The sequence below is a fragment of the Paenibacillus peoriae KCTC 3763 genome (genome assembly GCF_000236805.1).
Lineage (GTDB): Bacteria > Bacillota > Bacilli > Paenibacillales > Paenibacillaceae > Paenibacillus > Paenibacillus peoriae.
On record NZ_AGFX01000029.1, the window covers coordinates 163004 to 177220 of the forward strand.

Here is a 14217-nt window from a genome sequence, read left to right on the forward strand (position 1 = left end):
ACCTTCCTTATCCTGTCCTTTTTTGTGCTCACATCGCGCGTCACCATTGGGAACCGTCATATACGCGTAAAGACGCGGCAATACCATATACTATGGTACTAGAACATACAGGGGGCCACACCATGCGTTTCAAAGATGTATTTTCCATTATCGGCCCGGCCATGACCGGACCCTCCAGCTCACATACCGCAGGCGCGGTGCGGCTCGCACGCGTTGCCCGGCACTGGCTCGGGACACAGCCCGACCGTGCCCGCATGACACTGTACGGCTCCTTTGCAGATACGTACAAAGGACATGGCACAGATCTGGCGCTCATCGCAGGGCTGCTCAATTACGATACGGACGACAGCCGCATTCCCGATGCCGAACAATGGGCAGAGCAAGCCGGGATGGCGGTGGAATTCGCCTTTAGCGGACTACCCGCTCCTCACCCTAACACAGTCCGCTTCGAGCTGTGGAAGGGCGAGGATCAGCGCACGCTGTTGGGCTCTTCCATCGGCGGTGGAAGCATCCATGTCCAACAGCTCAACGAATTTCGGGTCAATCTGACCGGGGAGCTGCCTACGCTGGTGCTTCTTCACTCGGATAAGCCCGGTACATTGGGCGCGGTGACTTCGGCGCTCGGCGCGGCTGATATTAACATTGCCTATATGCACGTGGATCGCAAAGGCCGGGATGGTGAAGCACTTACTGCCATCGAAATGGACAGTCCTGCTAAGCCTGAATTGATCACAAAGCTGCGGTCCTTACCACATATGTACGAAATTAAAATGATTAATTTGAAAAAAGGAGCTGAATCTGATGCGATTTAGCCATCTGCATGAAATCAGTGCTTTATGTGCTAAGGAATCCACTACGATTGGCCGTTTGATGATTCAAGAGCAGGCACAGGAGACGAACACTCCTGAGGAAGAAATCTTCCGCCAAATGTCTGATTATTATCAAGTGATGAAGGAAGCCGTTCATCGCGGTCAGACGCAAGACACCGTATCCCGCAGTGGATTGACGGGCGGCGACGGCAAGCGTCTGGCCGAATATTTGCGGGCAGGCGAAACCTGCTCTGGCGATGCCTCGGCGCTCGCCATGGCATATGCCCTGTCCGTGTCGGAGGTTAATGCGTCTATGGGTCGCATTGTCGCCACGCCCACTGCTGGCTCATGCGGAGTCATCCCCGGTGTGTTCATCAGTGCGCAGGAGCGATTCGACTGGGATGACAAGCATATGGTGCACGGCCTGTTTGCCGCTGGAGCCATCGGCTATGTGATCGCCAACAACTCCTTCATTTCCGGCGCGGAGGGAGGCTGTCAGGCTGAGATTGGCTCAGCCATCGGGATGGCCGCCGGTGCTATGGTCGAGCTGCGCGGAGGCACGCCTGATCAGGCCATTCACGCCGTGGGCCTCGCACTTAAGAACACGCTCGGCCTGATTTGCGACCCCGTCGCCGGACTCGTGGAGATTCCGTGCATCGTGCGCAATGGGCTGGGGGCTGTCACCGCGCTTGCCGCAGCGGATATGGCATTGGCAGGTGTGCGCAGCGCCATCCCGTCTGACGAAGTCATTGACGTGATGCTTGAGGTCGGCAGCGCCATGCCTTCAAAGCACCGCGAGACCGCCAAGGGCGGCTTGGCCCAGACGCCAACCGGCAAGCGTTTGACCGAATCGCTCACACGCAACGCACTGGCTAAAAAGCGATAAATGATTATGCCGTGGGCTGAGCCGCCCCGCACATCTATTCAAGCGGCTGCCCTAATAGAAAAAGAGCAAGCCTGTCGTCCTTGGACGCATGCTTGCTCTTTGCTATGTTACGGAACATGGACCTTTTACTGAACGGTCACCTGTACCTTCGTCAATTTGCCTGCATATTTCACTGTAATCACGGCTTTCCCCTTGCCCTGTGCCTTAATGTTGCCGTCTTTGACGGTAGCAACAATAATTCTGGACGAGGACCAGACAGCCGGTTTGGAGACATCCTTTTCCGACTCATCCTTGTACGTAGCTGTAGCCGTCACTTTCGCCAGCTGTCCGACCTTCAAATTCAAGGCGACTTCGTCCGTTTGTAAATATTTAAGTGTATCTACATCCACGGGTACGCTGATCACCTTCCCGCCGAACTTCGCCTGAATGTTGGCTTTACCGTAGCTGACCGCGGTAACCTGGCCTTTTTTAACCGTAGCTACCTTGTAGTTAGACGTTTTCCATTCAGCTTGGGTCGTAACGTCCTTTTCTTTGCCATCACTGGATTTAACAACAATTGCGATGGTTTTTTGATCACCGGATTTGAGCGATAATGCGATCGCATCTGCTTCAAGCCTTTGAGCTACGTCCACTTCCACTGTGAACGTAATGGTTTGCTTGCCATAGGAAGCTGTAACGGTTGCCTTGCCACTGCCATTCGCTTTAATCAAGCCCTCGCTAACCTCGACCACCTTCACATTGCTGGTAGTCCAGGTGGCATCCTTGGTTACATCTGTTTTTGTACCGCCACTCTTGACGCCTGTTACCTTCAGTTGCTTCGTTTCCTGGGCACCGAGCACAATTACGCGTGTGTCGGTTTCCAAACGGTCTACAAGGCCCACTTGTACATTGATCGTTAGTTTTTTGCCATTGTAGGTGGCTGTAATAACCGCTTTACCGGCTGATTTACCTGTAATCGTTCCTTTGGTTACGGAAGCAATGTCTGCCGCACTTGAAGTCCATTCCGCATCCTGTGTCACATCTTCCTTACGCCCATCAGCATAAGTAGCAGTCAAGGTGGCAGTATAGTCTTCATTTACATCAATTGTTGCTGTTTTGGAGGACAAAGCCAGATCACCAGGCACATTCACGGATACTGTCGCCGAGACTGTTTTACCGCCATAAGAAGCCGTAATCGTGGCCTCACCTGTTTTATAGCCTGTTACTTCACCCTTACTGACAAATGCAATATCCTCATTGCTGGACTTCCAATCTGCCTTGCTTGTAATATCCTCTTCCGTACCTGTTACGTACGTAGCGGTCAGCTTGAGCTTTTTGGTTTCCTTGGCATTCAGGCTCAGCTTGTCCTCACTCAAATCCAGATATCTGGAGGTTTCAACATCTGTCTTGATCGAAACCGTCTTATCTCCATACTTGGCGGTCACCGTAGCTGAACCGGCTCCGATGGCCATAATCGTTCCTTTATTCACCGTCGCGATTTTCTCGTCGCTTGTGGTCCAGGTAGCTTTATCTGTAATATCTGTTACCGTCCCGTCCGGGTAAACAGCAGAAACCTGAATTTTCTTGGATTCATCCAAACGGAGGAAAATTTCGGATTCGCTGGCTTTCAGCTTATTCGTTTGGTCAACATCCACTGAAATGGTAGCAGACATTGTACCATATTTACCTGTAATCGTCGCCTTGCCCGCGCTGTAGCCAGTAATAGTGCCTTTTAGTACATCCGCTACGGCTGCATTACTGGAGCTCCACTCGGCAGACTCTGTAACGTCCTGAACCGTTCCATCCGGGAACGTCGCTGTCAGCTTAACCTTCTCCGTATCCTTCAACAAAAGGGAAACCTCAGATGGACTGACATCCAAACGTTTGACCTGTTCTACCTGCACCGCAATCGTTACGGTTTGCTGACCATATACGGCCTTAATATTGGCTGTACCTGCTCCCTGAGCAGTAACCAATCCGTTAACTACGGTTGCTACCTTCTGGTTATCGGAGGTCCAAGCAGCATCGCCTGAAACCTGAGCTGTTGTATTATCACTGTAAGTCGCTGTCAGATCGATCTGCCCTGTGCCGTTTGAACGCAAGCTCAGGCTTTGTACACTGGATGTCAGTGCCTTAACCTTTTTCGTTACATGTACCTGAACCGATTGTATCTTATCTTTATAGGTCGCAACCACAGTCGCTTCCCCTTCGCCCTTGCCTGAAACTGTGCCGTTATATACCGTAGCAATAGCTGTATTATCACTTTTCCAATCCGTACTTACGGTTACATTGGAAGTCGTCCCATCCGTATAAATAGCTGTAGCCGTCAATGCAGCCGTATCTCCCTGCTGCACAGTTACCTCGTTAGAGGAAAGGACAATCTTGGAAAGCACCAGATCAGCCGCGTGTGCAAACCCTGCATATGATGTAAAACTTGAGATCAGGATGACCAACGCCAGAAAACCAGACCACCTATTCTTCAAAATCTAACTCCCTCCCATTTCAAAACTTAAAATGAAGGATTCCGCAAAATCCTTATACCTACGTTTTATGTCGACATATGGAAAAGAATAGTTTAGGCTTTAAAGAAAATTTGGTCCTTATTAACTAGAATTGGTATGGACAAATGTGAAACCATTAAATGCAACCTCTCTTTTACAAACAGCTGTAAGCTGCTGCACGAACTCTCAAATGGTGGTATTCTTCCATATTGGGATGAAGCTGATGCATATAAACGACTGAGAACTGCTCGCTCGGATCTATAGACACCCAAGTGCCTGTTGCTCCCGACCAGCCGAATTCTCCAATAGAGCTGTTTGCATGCCCGGCCGCTTGATCAATCAACGTGCGTACACCAAGTCCGTAACCATAACCTGTATGATATGAATTCGTAAAATCAGATAGTTGGGCTGTATTCAGATGATTTGTGCGCATTAAATCAATGGTTTTTCTCCCCAATAGCCTCACACCGTCTATCGTGCCACCATTGGACAGCATTTGCGAAAAAGTAAGGTACTCTTTGACTGTCGAATACAGACCTGCGCCTCCACCTTCATAAATAGCATCTGGCTGATGATATTCATCCAAAAAACCCTCTATTTTTTCAAGTTTCCCGGTGTCCGTCCGTTGATAAACAGAGGCCATCCGTGATGCAATATCTCCACGATAACGGTAGCCTGTATTGTTCATGCCAAGCGGATCAAATATTTCATCCTTTAGAAAGTGTCCTAATGATTTACCTGAAATCACTTCAATAAGACCTGCAACAAGATCATGTCCATATCCGTACAGCCATCGTGTTCCCGGTTCAAAGGCAAGCGGAACCTCAGAAAGCGCTTTAATTTCTGTGCGCAGATCATATTTCCCCTGTTTTTCCTTTAATGTTGTAATAACTTTTTGCATGGCTTTTCCTGTTTCTGAAGACTCGGAAGCGTAAGGAAGACCCACACTCATATTGAATATATGCTTAATTAAAATGGGGTTTTCCGCCTTATCCACATAGGTGTATCCGTTAGGAGCGGTTTTGAATACATGCGCATCACGATATTCGGGTAAATATTCATATAAAGGCTCATTCAACAAAAATTGCCCACGTTCGTACAGCATAAGTGCAGCGGCACATACAACAACCTTTGTCATGGAAAACAAGCGATACACTGTATCTTCAGTGACTGGTTTTCGAGCCTCCAGATCAGCATATCCGTGATACCCTTCATACAACACTTGACCATTTTGTGCAATAGCACAACCACACCCTGCCGGCCCATTTGCTATGAATTGTTTCAATAACTGATCTACCTTTTCAAAACGAGACATATTCATTCCTCCTGTTTTTCCTTCAAAAGAAACAAGCTTTCCCTCGCGCTCTAATCTCCTGTACCAACAAGCTCAATCTGTTTCCTTGTATGCGCTTGTTCTCCTGCATTTTTCAATGATTTACTTTAAAAGCTCTGCCACCGTTTCTTTCCAGCGATTTAACACCGCTTCCGGCTCCTTGAGCCGAACCGTAACGCCTGTCACAATATCTGCATATTGGGCCGAATCCTCTCGGGCTGCGAATACCTGTGCCGCAAATCGCTCACGTACATGCTTGGCTCCGGGCAGCATCGGCAGATGCTCCAGTGACAGCCGTACATAATGCGCCTTTCCGCCGATGAACACTGCAAGCGTTGCCTTCCCGGTACGGATCATGTTGCCCGTCGTGGTCGTTCCCGGCCATAGTGCCAGCCGCAAATTCCCCTCGTCCAGCGCAACAATCTCACCTACGCTAATCATTGCAATGTGCGGCCACTGATCCTCCGTGATTGTCAGTAGCATCATCGCTTCATGCTGCTTGTTCTCCAGTGTCTTGCCGTCCAGCAGCATGAACAGCTCCTTGCCGATCCTTGGTATCTGCATAAAGTATAACCCCCTTTACATTCGGCCCATATACTCAAAATACCACAATTTACATCCGGTTACGAACGATCCTGCTTCCGTTCTGCAATCAGGGGTACGTGGATCGCATTCGGAATATCCCGGGGATCGACCTTGAACGCTGATTTATACTTTGTCGGATCGGTAATGCTATCTGGTTCCGAGGTGCGCCATGTGAACATACATACAGGACACAACAAAACCTCCCAGGCACCTTCAACCGGCGAACGGGAAACAACTTCTGAACGATTGGACTCACAACGTGGACAAATATGCATCTGTCAGCACTCCTTTAGTATTTTTTTCTGAATATTTTTAACGAAGCATTTGGCTCAGCTTTTTCTCCCAATCTGCTACACCCAGCGGAGAATCAAGCGGCTGCGAATAATGACCTCGATTATCCGGTGCTACAGGTGTCGTCGCATCCAGTATCATTTTGTGCGTCATACCTGCCGGATCAGAGCCGGGATCAAGTGGTAAAACAGACAAGCCCGGGACGATGACAGCATCATGCTTCGGATGCAGCTTGGTGGATAAAGCCCACATGACCTGTGGCAGATTGAACGGATCAACATCCCCATCCACCACAATGACCAGCTTGCAATACCCCAATCCATGCGGAGTCGTTAACGCACGCATCCCAACAGCCTTCGCAAAGCCTCCATACCGGGTTTTCGTAGAAATAATAGCGACCAACCCATGCGTATACATGGCATTAACAGCTACGATTTCATTAGGAAATGCATCCTTGAGCTGTTGGAACAACGGTACACTTGTATTCACACCAATCATATAGTCCGTTTCCGTCCAAGGCATTCCGATGTACAAATGCTCAAAGATGGGCTGCTTACGGTGATATACACGATTAATCTGAATGACTGGCATCGCGCGACCACCGGAATAGTGACCTGTGAACTCACCGAATGGACCTTCATACTCCCGCTCGCCCGCCAACACTTCACCTTCCAGAATGACCTCGGCTCCCCAAGGCAAATCCAAGTCCGCATCCTTGGCTTTAACTACACGGTAAGGCTCACCCTGAATGGCACCTGCCATTTCATATTCGGATTGATCGTACAACAGCGGTGTAGAAGCAGCCGTCGTAATAACAGGCTCACATCCCAGGGCAATCGCCACCTTCAAATTTTCCCCGCGTTCCTCAGCCTGACGGATATGGATCGCTATATCATGCTGCGGTACAGGCTGAATGCCCAAGCGGTTTTTACCTTTCACCTGCATCCGATATAAACCGACATTTTGCTTGCCATACGTAACCGGATCATCCAGATCGCGCGAGATCAGAATAGCTTTATCCAGATAAAATCCCCCGTCTCCCTGGTTCAAACGGAACAGCGGTAAAATATCAAATAAATTAATATCTTCTGTAATCTCCACTTCATGAAATGGAGCCGTTTCTTCCCGCTTCACAGGCACCGGAAATTGTTCATAGCGTCTGGCAAATTCAAAAAACTGCTCTTTGAGCGGAGTGTTCTTTGGCATTCCCATCATAAGAGCATGATTGGGCCAGGAGCCCATCACATTCATTGCAATACGAGCATCTGTATAGCCATAAATATTGTTGAAAAATAAGGCTGGCGTCTTGTCTCCAAGATTGTTTAATGCTCTGTTTGCTGCTGCAATATCCGGCTCCGGCTTTACTTCATCGCTAATCGTGAGCAATTGTCCCTCTTTCTCCAGAGTATGCAAAAAATCACGAAAATCTTTATAGGCCATCATTCATTCTCCTTTGTTTTTTAATTTTTCAATTTTGGTGCAGTGCGGATTCAGTCTGCTTCATTCCATCCCAGCGTTTGGCTGCGGTTGCAACGATGCCGAACTGGTCCAATACGCGGAATACAATATGATCCACCATTTCTTCAATCGTTGCAGGATGGTTATAAAAGGCTGGCATCGGCGGCAGGATCGTCACGCCCATGCGTGACAGTTCCAGCATATTTTCCAGATGGATACTGCTTAATGGTGTTTCTCTTGTCATAAGCAGCAGCTTCCTTCGTTCCTTCAGTATCACATCTGCTGCTCGGGTGAGCAGGTTGTCCGCCATTCCAATGCGAATGGAGGCGAGTGTCTTCATGCTGCAAGGAGCAACAATCATACCGTCTATTTGGAAGGAGCCGCTAGAAATACGCGCAGCCTGATCCTTGTACGAGTAAACCACATCTGCCATCGCCTCCACTTCCTTTACCGTGTAGCCTGTCTCATAGGGAATATTCGCACTAGCCCACGGAGATAACACAAGGTGGCTCTGGGCCCCAGCCTCTCGTAAGTGCTTCAGTATACGGATACCGAAGATCGACCCCGTCGCTCCTGATATTCCTACAATGATTTTCTTCATGTGTCCCCTCCTACACTCCATGATCTCTGTTCTCTGGCAACGCTCTGCTTTTAGAAATTCCATCCAATTCATTTCTGTAAAAAATTATACGCCTCTTCTGTACACACGAAAAATATATATAATATATGTAATGCATACTTTAAAAATATTCATCTGAGGTTGTTCAGAAATAGGAGGTAGCCTAAATGGATATAAAGCATCTGCACTACTTTTGCGTCATCGTCGAAGAAGGACAAATCACAAAGGCTGCCCAAAGGCTTAACATGGCTCAGCCTCCATTAAGTCAGCAACTCAAAAATATGGAGGATGAGCTTGGTGTAAAGCTGATTTACCGTGAAGGAAAGAAATGGGAGGTAACTGAGGCTGGATACGCACTATACACCCGCGCCAAGCGATTATTGGCCGAGATGGAAGATACCTGTAGAGAAATAGGTGAATTTGAAAGCAATGTCACCGGTACTCTGTCCATAGGTACTTCATCGGTCTGTATGTCTCTGATTACCGGGCCTCTCAGTCGCTTTCATCAGGATTACCCGGGGGTGTACATCAAAATAGGGCATGGGGACACGCATCACCTGGAAGAACTGCTACATCAAAATAAAGTTGATTTGGCCCTGCTCCTACTTCCGGTAGATGACAAGTCGTACCATACAATAGAATTAGAGGAGGCTCCTTTTGTCGTGGTACTTCCGTGTGAATGGGCTGATCGTCATCCGAGTGGTGAAATCACGTTACGGGAAGCCGCCAACTATGACCTCCTGTTAGCTCGCCGAACGGAAGGACTTGGGGTATACGAGACTGTGATTCGCAAATTTCAGGAGCAGCATCTTATCCCCCGTGTAGTACTGGACTGTCCTGAAATATCGACCATTCTCTCACTTGTATCAACAGGCATGGGCATTACTATCATTCCAGACACTGGCTTGGGACGAGAGTACGGCGACAAATTTCGTACACTAGCTCTTAAGGAGCCATCCCCCTTTACCCGACCAGCCGTCGTCTGGCGCAAGGATCGTTATTTGTCCAATGCAGCCCGCAAATTAGTTGAATACCTACAAGCTGGAGACGGGGACACAAAAAAAGACTGCTCCAGAGTAGAAACTCCACTCACAGAACAGTCATATATTACATAGACACTCACTATTCAGATCAGATTGTATATCCCGTCCTACTTGACTCCCTGATGTCGGTACTCTGTCGGAGTCATTCCACATTTGCGCCGAAATACTTGTGTAAAATGCCGCATATCCTGGTAGCCAATCCGCTCTGAAATATCAGCCAGCCGCAGATGGGGATCACCGAGCAGCCGTTTCGCCTCCTCCATCCGTAAACAAATGACATAGTCCTTGTAGCCTTGTCCCGTTTTTTGCTTGAACAACTGGCTGAAATAGACCGGGTTCAAAAAGACGACCGAGGCTACCTTTTCTAACGACAGCTCCTCCGTAAAATGAGTCTGAATGTATTGCAATGCCACATCCACCGTATGCATGCCTTTACGAAGACATTCACCAGTGTCCGTCGCTGCGGCTGCAATCTCCTCTGTCGTCCGTCTTAGCCTTGCTACCTCTTCAGGTATGGCTGCAAAATTATGATGAACGCCTGAGCGCGTAATTTGCAGAGGCACCTTCACATAACGTTTCAAATGAGATTCGAGCAGCGTCTCCAGCCGTGCGGCCTCCGCTTCATCTTGAAGACGTGCAATGCCCAGCAGGCTGTGACGTTCGAGACTGACGACAAAGCCATTGCCTCCCGCCTCAATGAGCTCGGACAGTACATTTTCAATCATAAAATGCTCCAGGTGCGTCTGCTTATGATCAGGTACTATGCGAACCATGAAGAGGTGAAATTCCGGATAATTTTCGATAAAGGGCTGTATATCCAATTTTCCCGTGCCCAGTCCAAGTGCATAGCGCTGGAAAACAGTCTCACGCAAATAGATCATATTGGATTTGAGAAGTTTGCCCTCGTTGGCCTGCAGCGATGCAACAAGCGCTTCAGCCGCCAGCATTTCAATGCATTTCAGCAGCTTCTTTTTGCTGATTGGCTTTAACAGGTAGTCTTTGGCGCCCAGCTTCACTGCTCTTTGTGCATATTGGAAGTCGGAATGGGCCGAGATGACAACCCACTGTAGATGAGGATGCTTTCGCTTGGAAATTCGCATGAATTCCAGACCATCCATGCCTGGCATCAGAATATTGGTCAATACAATATCGACGGGATGCTCCGCCAGGATGCCTGCAGCTTCCTCAGTGGAAGCTGCGAGATGAATGACACAGGTTGGCAGAGCCTGGCTAATCGTACGCCGAATCCCCTGCCGAATCATACTTTCATCATCAGCTATCAGAATATTCATATTTTTCCTCCTTCTGTATCAAAGGCACACTTACGGTGACTGTCGTTCCAGCCCCAGGTGTATTGGAGATCCGCAGACCGTATTCCTCTCCAAACATGTGCCGTAGTTTTAAATATAGGTTTTGCAGGCCGATGCCTCCTGCCTGCTCGTTGCCCGTTTGCTTGCCGGGTTCTACCGATGCTAACTGGACCACCTCCCATCGTTCGTACTCCATCCCTGCACCGTTGTCGATGATGTGCAGACTTAATACTCCGTCAAACTCCTCCCCTCAAACGAGCTGCTTGCCACCTGTATCCGCAATCAGCGGCTCCAGCCCATGCTCCGCTGCATTTTCAATCAACGGCTGCAAGATCATCTTTGGCAAACGGATATCCAGCCACCCATCCATGCTGATGCCTACAGATACCCTGCCCTGCAGCCGGACCTGGATAATGGTAAGATAATGTCCAATCTGCTCCAGTCCCTCACGAAGGCTTACATCGGCCCCCTCTTCCCAGTGGCTGCTATAACGGAGCATATGCGATAAGGAGAGTACCACCTCTCCTAGCTGATCCTGTCCCTTTTCATCCAGCATCCAATAAATCGGATCCAGCGTATTGTACAGAAAATGTGGATTAACCTGCGTCTGTAACGCGTGCAGCTCTGCATTTTTTTCACTGGCTGATGTGATACGAACCAGTTCGACCAGTTCTGCAATCTGACTTACAATATGGTTGAAGGAGGTAGCCAACTGGTTGTTCACTTCATATGACTCGATGTTTACCGTATGACGGAAATTTCCCGTCTCTCCCCACTTCATTTCCCAAATGACCCGCTTGAGCGGAAGTGAAATTCCTTTGGAGACGATAGATGCAATTAACACGGACACAATAATGAATATAAGTGCCACAATAAGCAAATACCTTTGATTTTGTACCAGCTCCGCGTTCAAATCTTCACTGGATGTCGTACTAAGACCGACCAATCTGCAAACAGCAAATTGGAAGCGATTACAACTCTCCTCTTACCCCGATGTACAATGACATCATCCTCCGATATCTGCTGCTACCGATCGGCTTATGCTCATCCAGATCACAGAGCTGTCGTCCATACGCAAACACAGGTCTGGTTTCCACCTGATCAATGACAGAATGAGGATATACACATCCAGCCATGCGATTTCGTCCGCTGACTTTCGAATTTTCTTATACCATTCCGTGTGTGTAATGAGTGTGTAATGAGTATTCAATGACATTCATACGGTTGCCATAGTTGTATACCTTGCCTATGTCCGTGATGACACGAATGCCGATCAGATCCTCCCGCGAATCATAGATAGCTCCCAACATATTCGTAATCATGTGTTCGTTGAAACGGGATTGAATGGATTGAAAACGGCGCAGCACTTCCGCTGTGCGCTCCTCTCGCCTTGGCCGACTATCCTTTAACTGCTCCCGCTACCGTAATCTTTTCGGACAGACCAAAAAATAATAATGACTGGTAAAGCTCCCATGACCAGAAAAGCGCTAATATTACTGTAATTCACAGAACACTGGCTAACCAATGTATTGAGCTTTTCGGATGAGATAAAGGTAGCAGCCGTAATGCATTCATTCCAGATATTAATAAAAGTTAATATACACACCGTCATGATGGGTAGAATCGAGATGGGTAAGGTTACACTGCGGAAAATGCGATAAATGCTTGCTCCGTCAATGTGAGCGGATTCTTCAATTTCGTGGGGAATAGACCGCATAAAGCCAGGTAGGATGAAGACCGCAATCGGTGTCTGGAAAGCGATATAGGGTAAAATCAGCGAGAAATACGTATTCAGAATATGGGCATTTTTAAACATCACCATCAACGGCAGCAGTGTAGCCTGCATCGGAATCATTATCCCGGTCAGAAACATGCTCAATACAGCATCTCCGAAGCGCTAGCGATAACGTATAATCGCATAAGCAGTCATCAAGCTTAATACAATGACGAACATCATCGTAGCCCCGGTCACCAGCACACTGTTTCCTAAATAACGCAGGTAGTTCCCTGTTTGACAGGCTTCCTGATTGTTGTGCCACTTGGGGCACTTCAGGGGGTGCAAAGAAGCTTACGCTCTATATTTCTTCATTCGTCTCCAACAAGTAGACTAGTAGCCAGAAGAGCGGATACAGCTGCGTAATCATTAATATGGTCAATAGGGAAAAAACCACCGTCTTTTTTCATGACGTTCAACAACCCCTTCTCCTTTAGCTTACCTTATTTTCGACCCTTTTGAAACAAAATTTATCACATTTGTAAATGAAAAACAAATAGACTGCAAGATTCGAAGTCAAGCACTGTCGTATCCGTCACATGAGTTGGATCTCCCCCCATCATCAGCCAAGTCAAATTGAAGGATTGCAGAGAATCGATAAAAGTTAATACCATGATATTCTAATTATCGGCAAAATGAGTAAAAATGTGATATATCAGCTGCTTAATTATTTTGTATGAAGGGAGGCTCAGGTCAGGATTAACGTTCTGGAAGACTATCGGTACCCCCTTTGTTGAGGTGTCTCCTCCCTGGCTACCTGAATTCTCCGGACTTGCGCTCCGTCCATTAATACAGACTGTCAGCATCAATGCCAAGGCGCTCCCATCACAATAGCAAGCGCTTACTTTTTTGCTCTGCCCATCATCTGTCTCCTCCTCTTGTTGAAGCATTACGCAATTGCTTCCTTATTGGCGGACACTCAATGTACACTTCTTTTATCGTTATGTGATCCATATAAAAGGTGTGAACAATGCGTGAACCTAAGGCGAAGGGGTTCTTTTTTTAAGTCCTCATTTGCGTGCTTTAAAATTTATTTATACATAACTTGCAATTTATCTCGAACACAGGCATAATATGTTTAAGTTCATTCTTTTGATAATGATTATCATTATCGAATAATAAAATACGTATAGACTTCAAAGGAGGCAGAACCGCAGTGAAAGAAGTTTTTAGCAAAACCTCCCTGCATATTGACGATTATTTGGATCTTCTTAATCTTGCCGTACAAGTCGGAGATAAGAAATGGCAAAAAGAAATTACACGTAAACTTCAAGCCTTAAGCGTTCTCCAGACAGAACAAGTTGAAATAGATTAAGTGTTCCTCAGATAACACAGTGCCGCTGTTCTAACAGGCTGGCAAGGCACCTTTTGCAAAGGACAACTAGGTTACTGTAAGGCTCTTAACCGGGAACGCATTGTGTATGGGTGATAAATAGATCAGTTAAAAGAAAAAAAGCACAACCCGCTAAGGGTGTGCTTTTTTGTCGTGCTTGGCAACGTCCTACTCTCCCAGGACCCTGCGGTCCAAGTACCATTGGCGCTGGAGGGCTTAACGGTCGTGTTCGGGATGGGTACGTGTGGAACCCCTCCGCTATCGCCACCAAACATGAATTCGCTTCGCAAATTCTT

General features: G+C 47.7%; 15 protein-coding genes, 1 rRNA gene and 1 pseudogene. 4 read left to right on the plus strand and 13 right to left on the minus strand.

Going from position 1 to position 14217, the window contains the following annotated elements:
• Positions 1-122 precede the first annotated feature (122 nt).
• Both sdaAB and sdaAA read left to right on the plus strand, forming a co-directional pair.
• Positions 123-812, plus strand: a complete 690-nt coding sequence (sdaAB, locus tag KQI_RS0115950) for an L-serine ammonia-lyase, iron-sulfur-dependent subunit beta (RefSeq protein WP_010347822.1) — start codon at positions 123-125, stop codon at positions 810-812.
• Positions 802-1695 carry an L-serine ammonia-lyase, iron-sulfur-dependent, subunit alpha gene (sdaAA, locus tag KQI_RS0115955; protein WP_010347823.1) on the plus strand — a complete coding sequence of 298 codons (894 nt, stop codon included), beginning with the start codon at positions 802-804 and terminating at the stop codon, positions 1693-1695. The genes sdaAB and sdaAA overlap by 11 nt, the downstream gene beginning before the upstream one ends.
• A gap of 125 nt (positions 1696-1820) precedes the next feature.
• On the opposite strand, the gene KQI_RS0115960 is transcribed toward sdaAA, so the two are convergent.
• From KQI_RS0115960 to KQI_RS0115985, 6 genes are all read right to left on the minus strand, one after another.
• Positions 1821-4157 carry an Ig-like domain-containing protein gene (locus KQI_RS0115960; RefSeq protein ID WP_010347825.1) on the minus strand — a complete coding sequence of 779 codons (2337 nt, stop codon included), beginning with the start codon at positions 4155-4157 and terminating at the stop codon, positions 1821-1823.
• Positions 4158-4329: 172 nt separating this feature from the next.
• Positions 4330-5490, minus strand: coding sequence for a serine hydrolase domain-containing protein (locus KQI_RS0115965; protein ID WP_010347826.1), 1161 nt, complete (start codon positions 5488-5490; stop codon positions 4330-4332).
• Between the two features lie 120 nt (positions 5491-5610).
• A complete protein-coding gene (locus KQI_RS0115970) occupies positions 5611-6072 on the minus strand; it encodes a hypothetical protein (protein WP_010347827.1) in 462 nt (153 codons plus the stop codon).
• Positions 6073-6131: 59 nt separating this feature from the next.
• Entirely contained in the window at positions 6132-6368 is a 237-nt protein-coding gene (locus tag KQI_RS0115975; protein ID WP_010347828.1) for a non-oxidative hydroxyarylic acid decarboxylases subunit D, read from the minus strand.
• Positions 6369-6405: 37 nt separating this feature from the next.
• Positions 6406-7824 (minus strand): non-oxidative hydroxyarylic acid decarboxylases subunit C, encoded by a 1419-nt coding sequence (locus KQI_RS0115980; RefSeq protein ID WP_010347829.1) that lies wholly within the window; start codon positions 7822-7824, stop codon positions 6406-6408.
• 28 nt (positions 7825-7852) lie between these two features.
• Entirely contained in the window at positions 7853-8443 is a 591-nt protein-coding gene (locus KQI_RS0115985; protein WP_010347830.1) for a non-oxidative hydroxyarylic acid decarboxylases subunit B, read from the minus strand.
• A 185-nt stretch (positions 8444-8628) separates the two neighbouring features.
• On the opposite strand from KQI_RS0115985, the gene KQI_RS0115990 reads away from it, so the two are divergent.
• A complete protein-coding gene (locus KQI_RS0115990; RefSeq protein WP_010347831.1) occupies positions 8629-9576 on the plus strand; it encodes a LysR family transcriptional regulator in 948 nt (315 codons plus the stop codon).
• A gap of 35 nt (positions 9577-9611) precedes the next feature.
• Here the strand turns inward: KQI_RS0115990 and KQI_RS0115995 are convergent, their stop codons facing one another.
• The 6 genes and pseudogenes from KQI_RS0115995 to KQI_RS26990 all read right to left on the minus strand — a co-directional run bounded on the left by KQI_RS0115995 (position 9612) and on the right by KQI_RS26990 (position 12946).
• Entirely contained in the window at positions 9612-10796 is a 1185-nt protein-coding gene (locus KQI_RS0115995) for a response regulator (RefSeq protein ID WP_010347832.1), read from the minus strand.
• Complete coding sequence (locus KQI_RS29300) at positions 10777-11010, minus strand: sensor histidine kinase (RefSeq protein ID WP_241763931.1); 234 nt, start codon at positions 11008-11010, stop codon at positions 10777-10779. The genes KQI_RS0115995 and KQI_RS29300 overlap by 20 nt, the downstream gene beginning before the upstream one ends.
• A gap of 54 nt (positions 11011-11064) precedes the next feature.
• Positions 11065-11685 carry a sensor histidine kinase gene (locus KQI_RS29305; protein ID WP_241763933.1) on the minus strand — a complete coding sequence of 207 codons (621 nt, stop codon included), beginning with the start codon at positions 11683-11685 and terminating at the stop codon, positions 11065-11067.
• Positions 11686-11785: 100 nt separating this feature from the next.
• Positions 11786-11950, minus strand: coding sequence for a hypothetical protein (locus KQI_RS29310; RefSeq protein WP_241763934.1), 165 nt, complete (start codon positions 11948-11950; stop codon positions 11786-11788).
• Between the two features lie 30 nt (positions 11951-11980).
• The gene (locus KQI_RS29315; RefSeq protein WP_241763935.1) at positions 11981-12181 is read right to left on the minus strand and encodes a hypothetical protein; all 201 of its coding nucleotides are present in this window, start codon (positions 12179-12181) and stop codon (positions 11981-11983) included.
• A 31-nt stretch (positions 12182-12212) separates the two neighbouring features.
• Positions 12213-12946, minus strand: a pseudogene (locus KQI_RS26990) (carbohydrate ABC transporter permease).
• 798 nt (positions 12947-13744) lie between these two features.
• On the opposite strand from KQI_RS26990, the gene KQI_RS28855 reads away from it, so the two are divergent.
• Positions 13745-13903, plus strand: a complete 159-nt coding sequence (locus tag KQI_RS28855) for a hypothetical protein (protein WP_007428417.1) — start codon at positions 13745-13747, stop codon at positions 13901-13903.
• A 173-nt stretch (positions 13904-14076) separates the two neighbouring features.
• Here the strand turns inward: KQI_RS28855 and rrf are convergent.
• A 5S ribosomal RNA gene (gene rrf / locus KQI_RS0116020) occupies positions 14077-14193 on the minus strand.
• Positions 14194-14217 lie beyond the last annotated feature (24 nt).

Coding starts and splice junctions, on each gene's coding strand:
- KQI_RS0115970 (WP_010347827.1), bottom strand. CDS start 6,072: ATGCAGATACCAAGGATCGGCAAGGAGCTGTTCATGCTGCTGGACGGC.
- KQI_RS0115975 (WP_010347828.1), bottom strand. CDS start 6,368: ATGCATATTTGTCCACGTTGTGAGTCCAATCGTTCAGAAGTTGTTTCC.
- KQI_RS0115995 (WP_010347832.1), bottom strand. CDS start 10,796: ATGAATATTCTGATAGCTGATGATGAAAGTATGATTCGGCAGGGGATT.
- KQI_RS0115980 (WP_010347829.1), bottom strand. CDS start 7,824: ATGGCCTATAAAGATTTTCGTGATTTTTTGCATACTCTGGAGAAAGAG.
- KQI_RS29300 (WP_241763931.1), bottom strand. CDS start 11,010: ATGGAGTACGAACGATGGGAGGTGGTCCAGTTAGCATCGGTAGAACCC.
- sdaAA (WP_010347823.1), top strand. CDS start 802: ATGCGATTTAGCCATCTGCATGAAATCAGTGCTTTATGTGCTAAGGAA.
- sdaAB (WP_010347822.1), top strand. CDS start 123: ATGCGTTTCAAAGATGTATTTTCCATTATCGGCCCGGCCATGACCGGA.
- KQI_RS0115990 (WP_010347831.1), top strand. CDS start 8,629: ATGGATATAAAGCATCTGCACTACTTTTGCGTCATCGTCGAAGAAGGA.
- KQI_RS0115985 (WP_010347830.1), bottom strand. CDS start 8,443: ATGAAGAAAATCATTGTAGGAATATCAGGAGCGACGGGGTCGATCTTC.
- KQI_RS0115965 (WP_010347826.1), bottom strand. CDS start 5,490: ATGTCTCGTTTTGAAAAGGTAGATCAGTTATTGAAACAATTCATAGCA.
- KQI_RS29310 (WP_241763934.1), bottom strand. CDS start 11,950: ATGGCTGGATGTGTATATCCTCATTCTGTCATTGATCAGGTGGAAACC.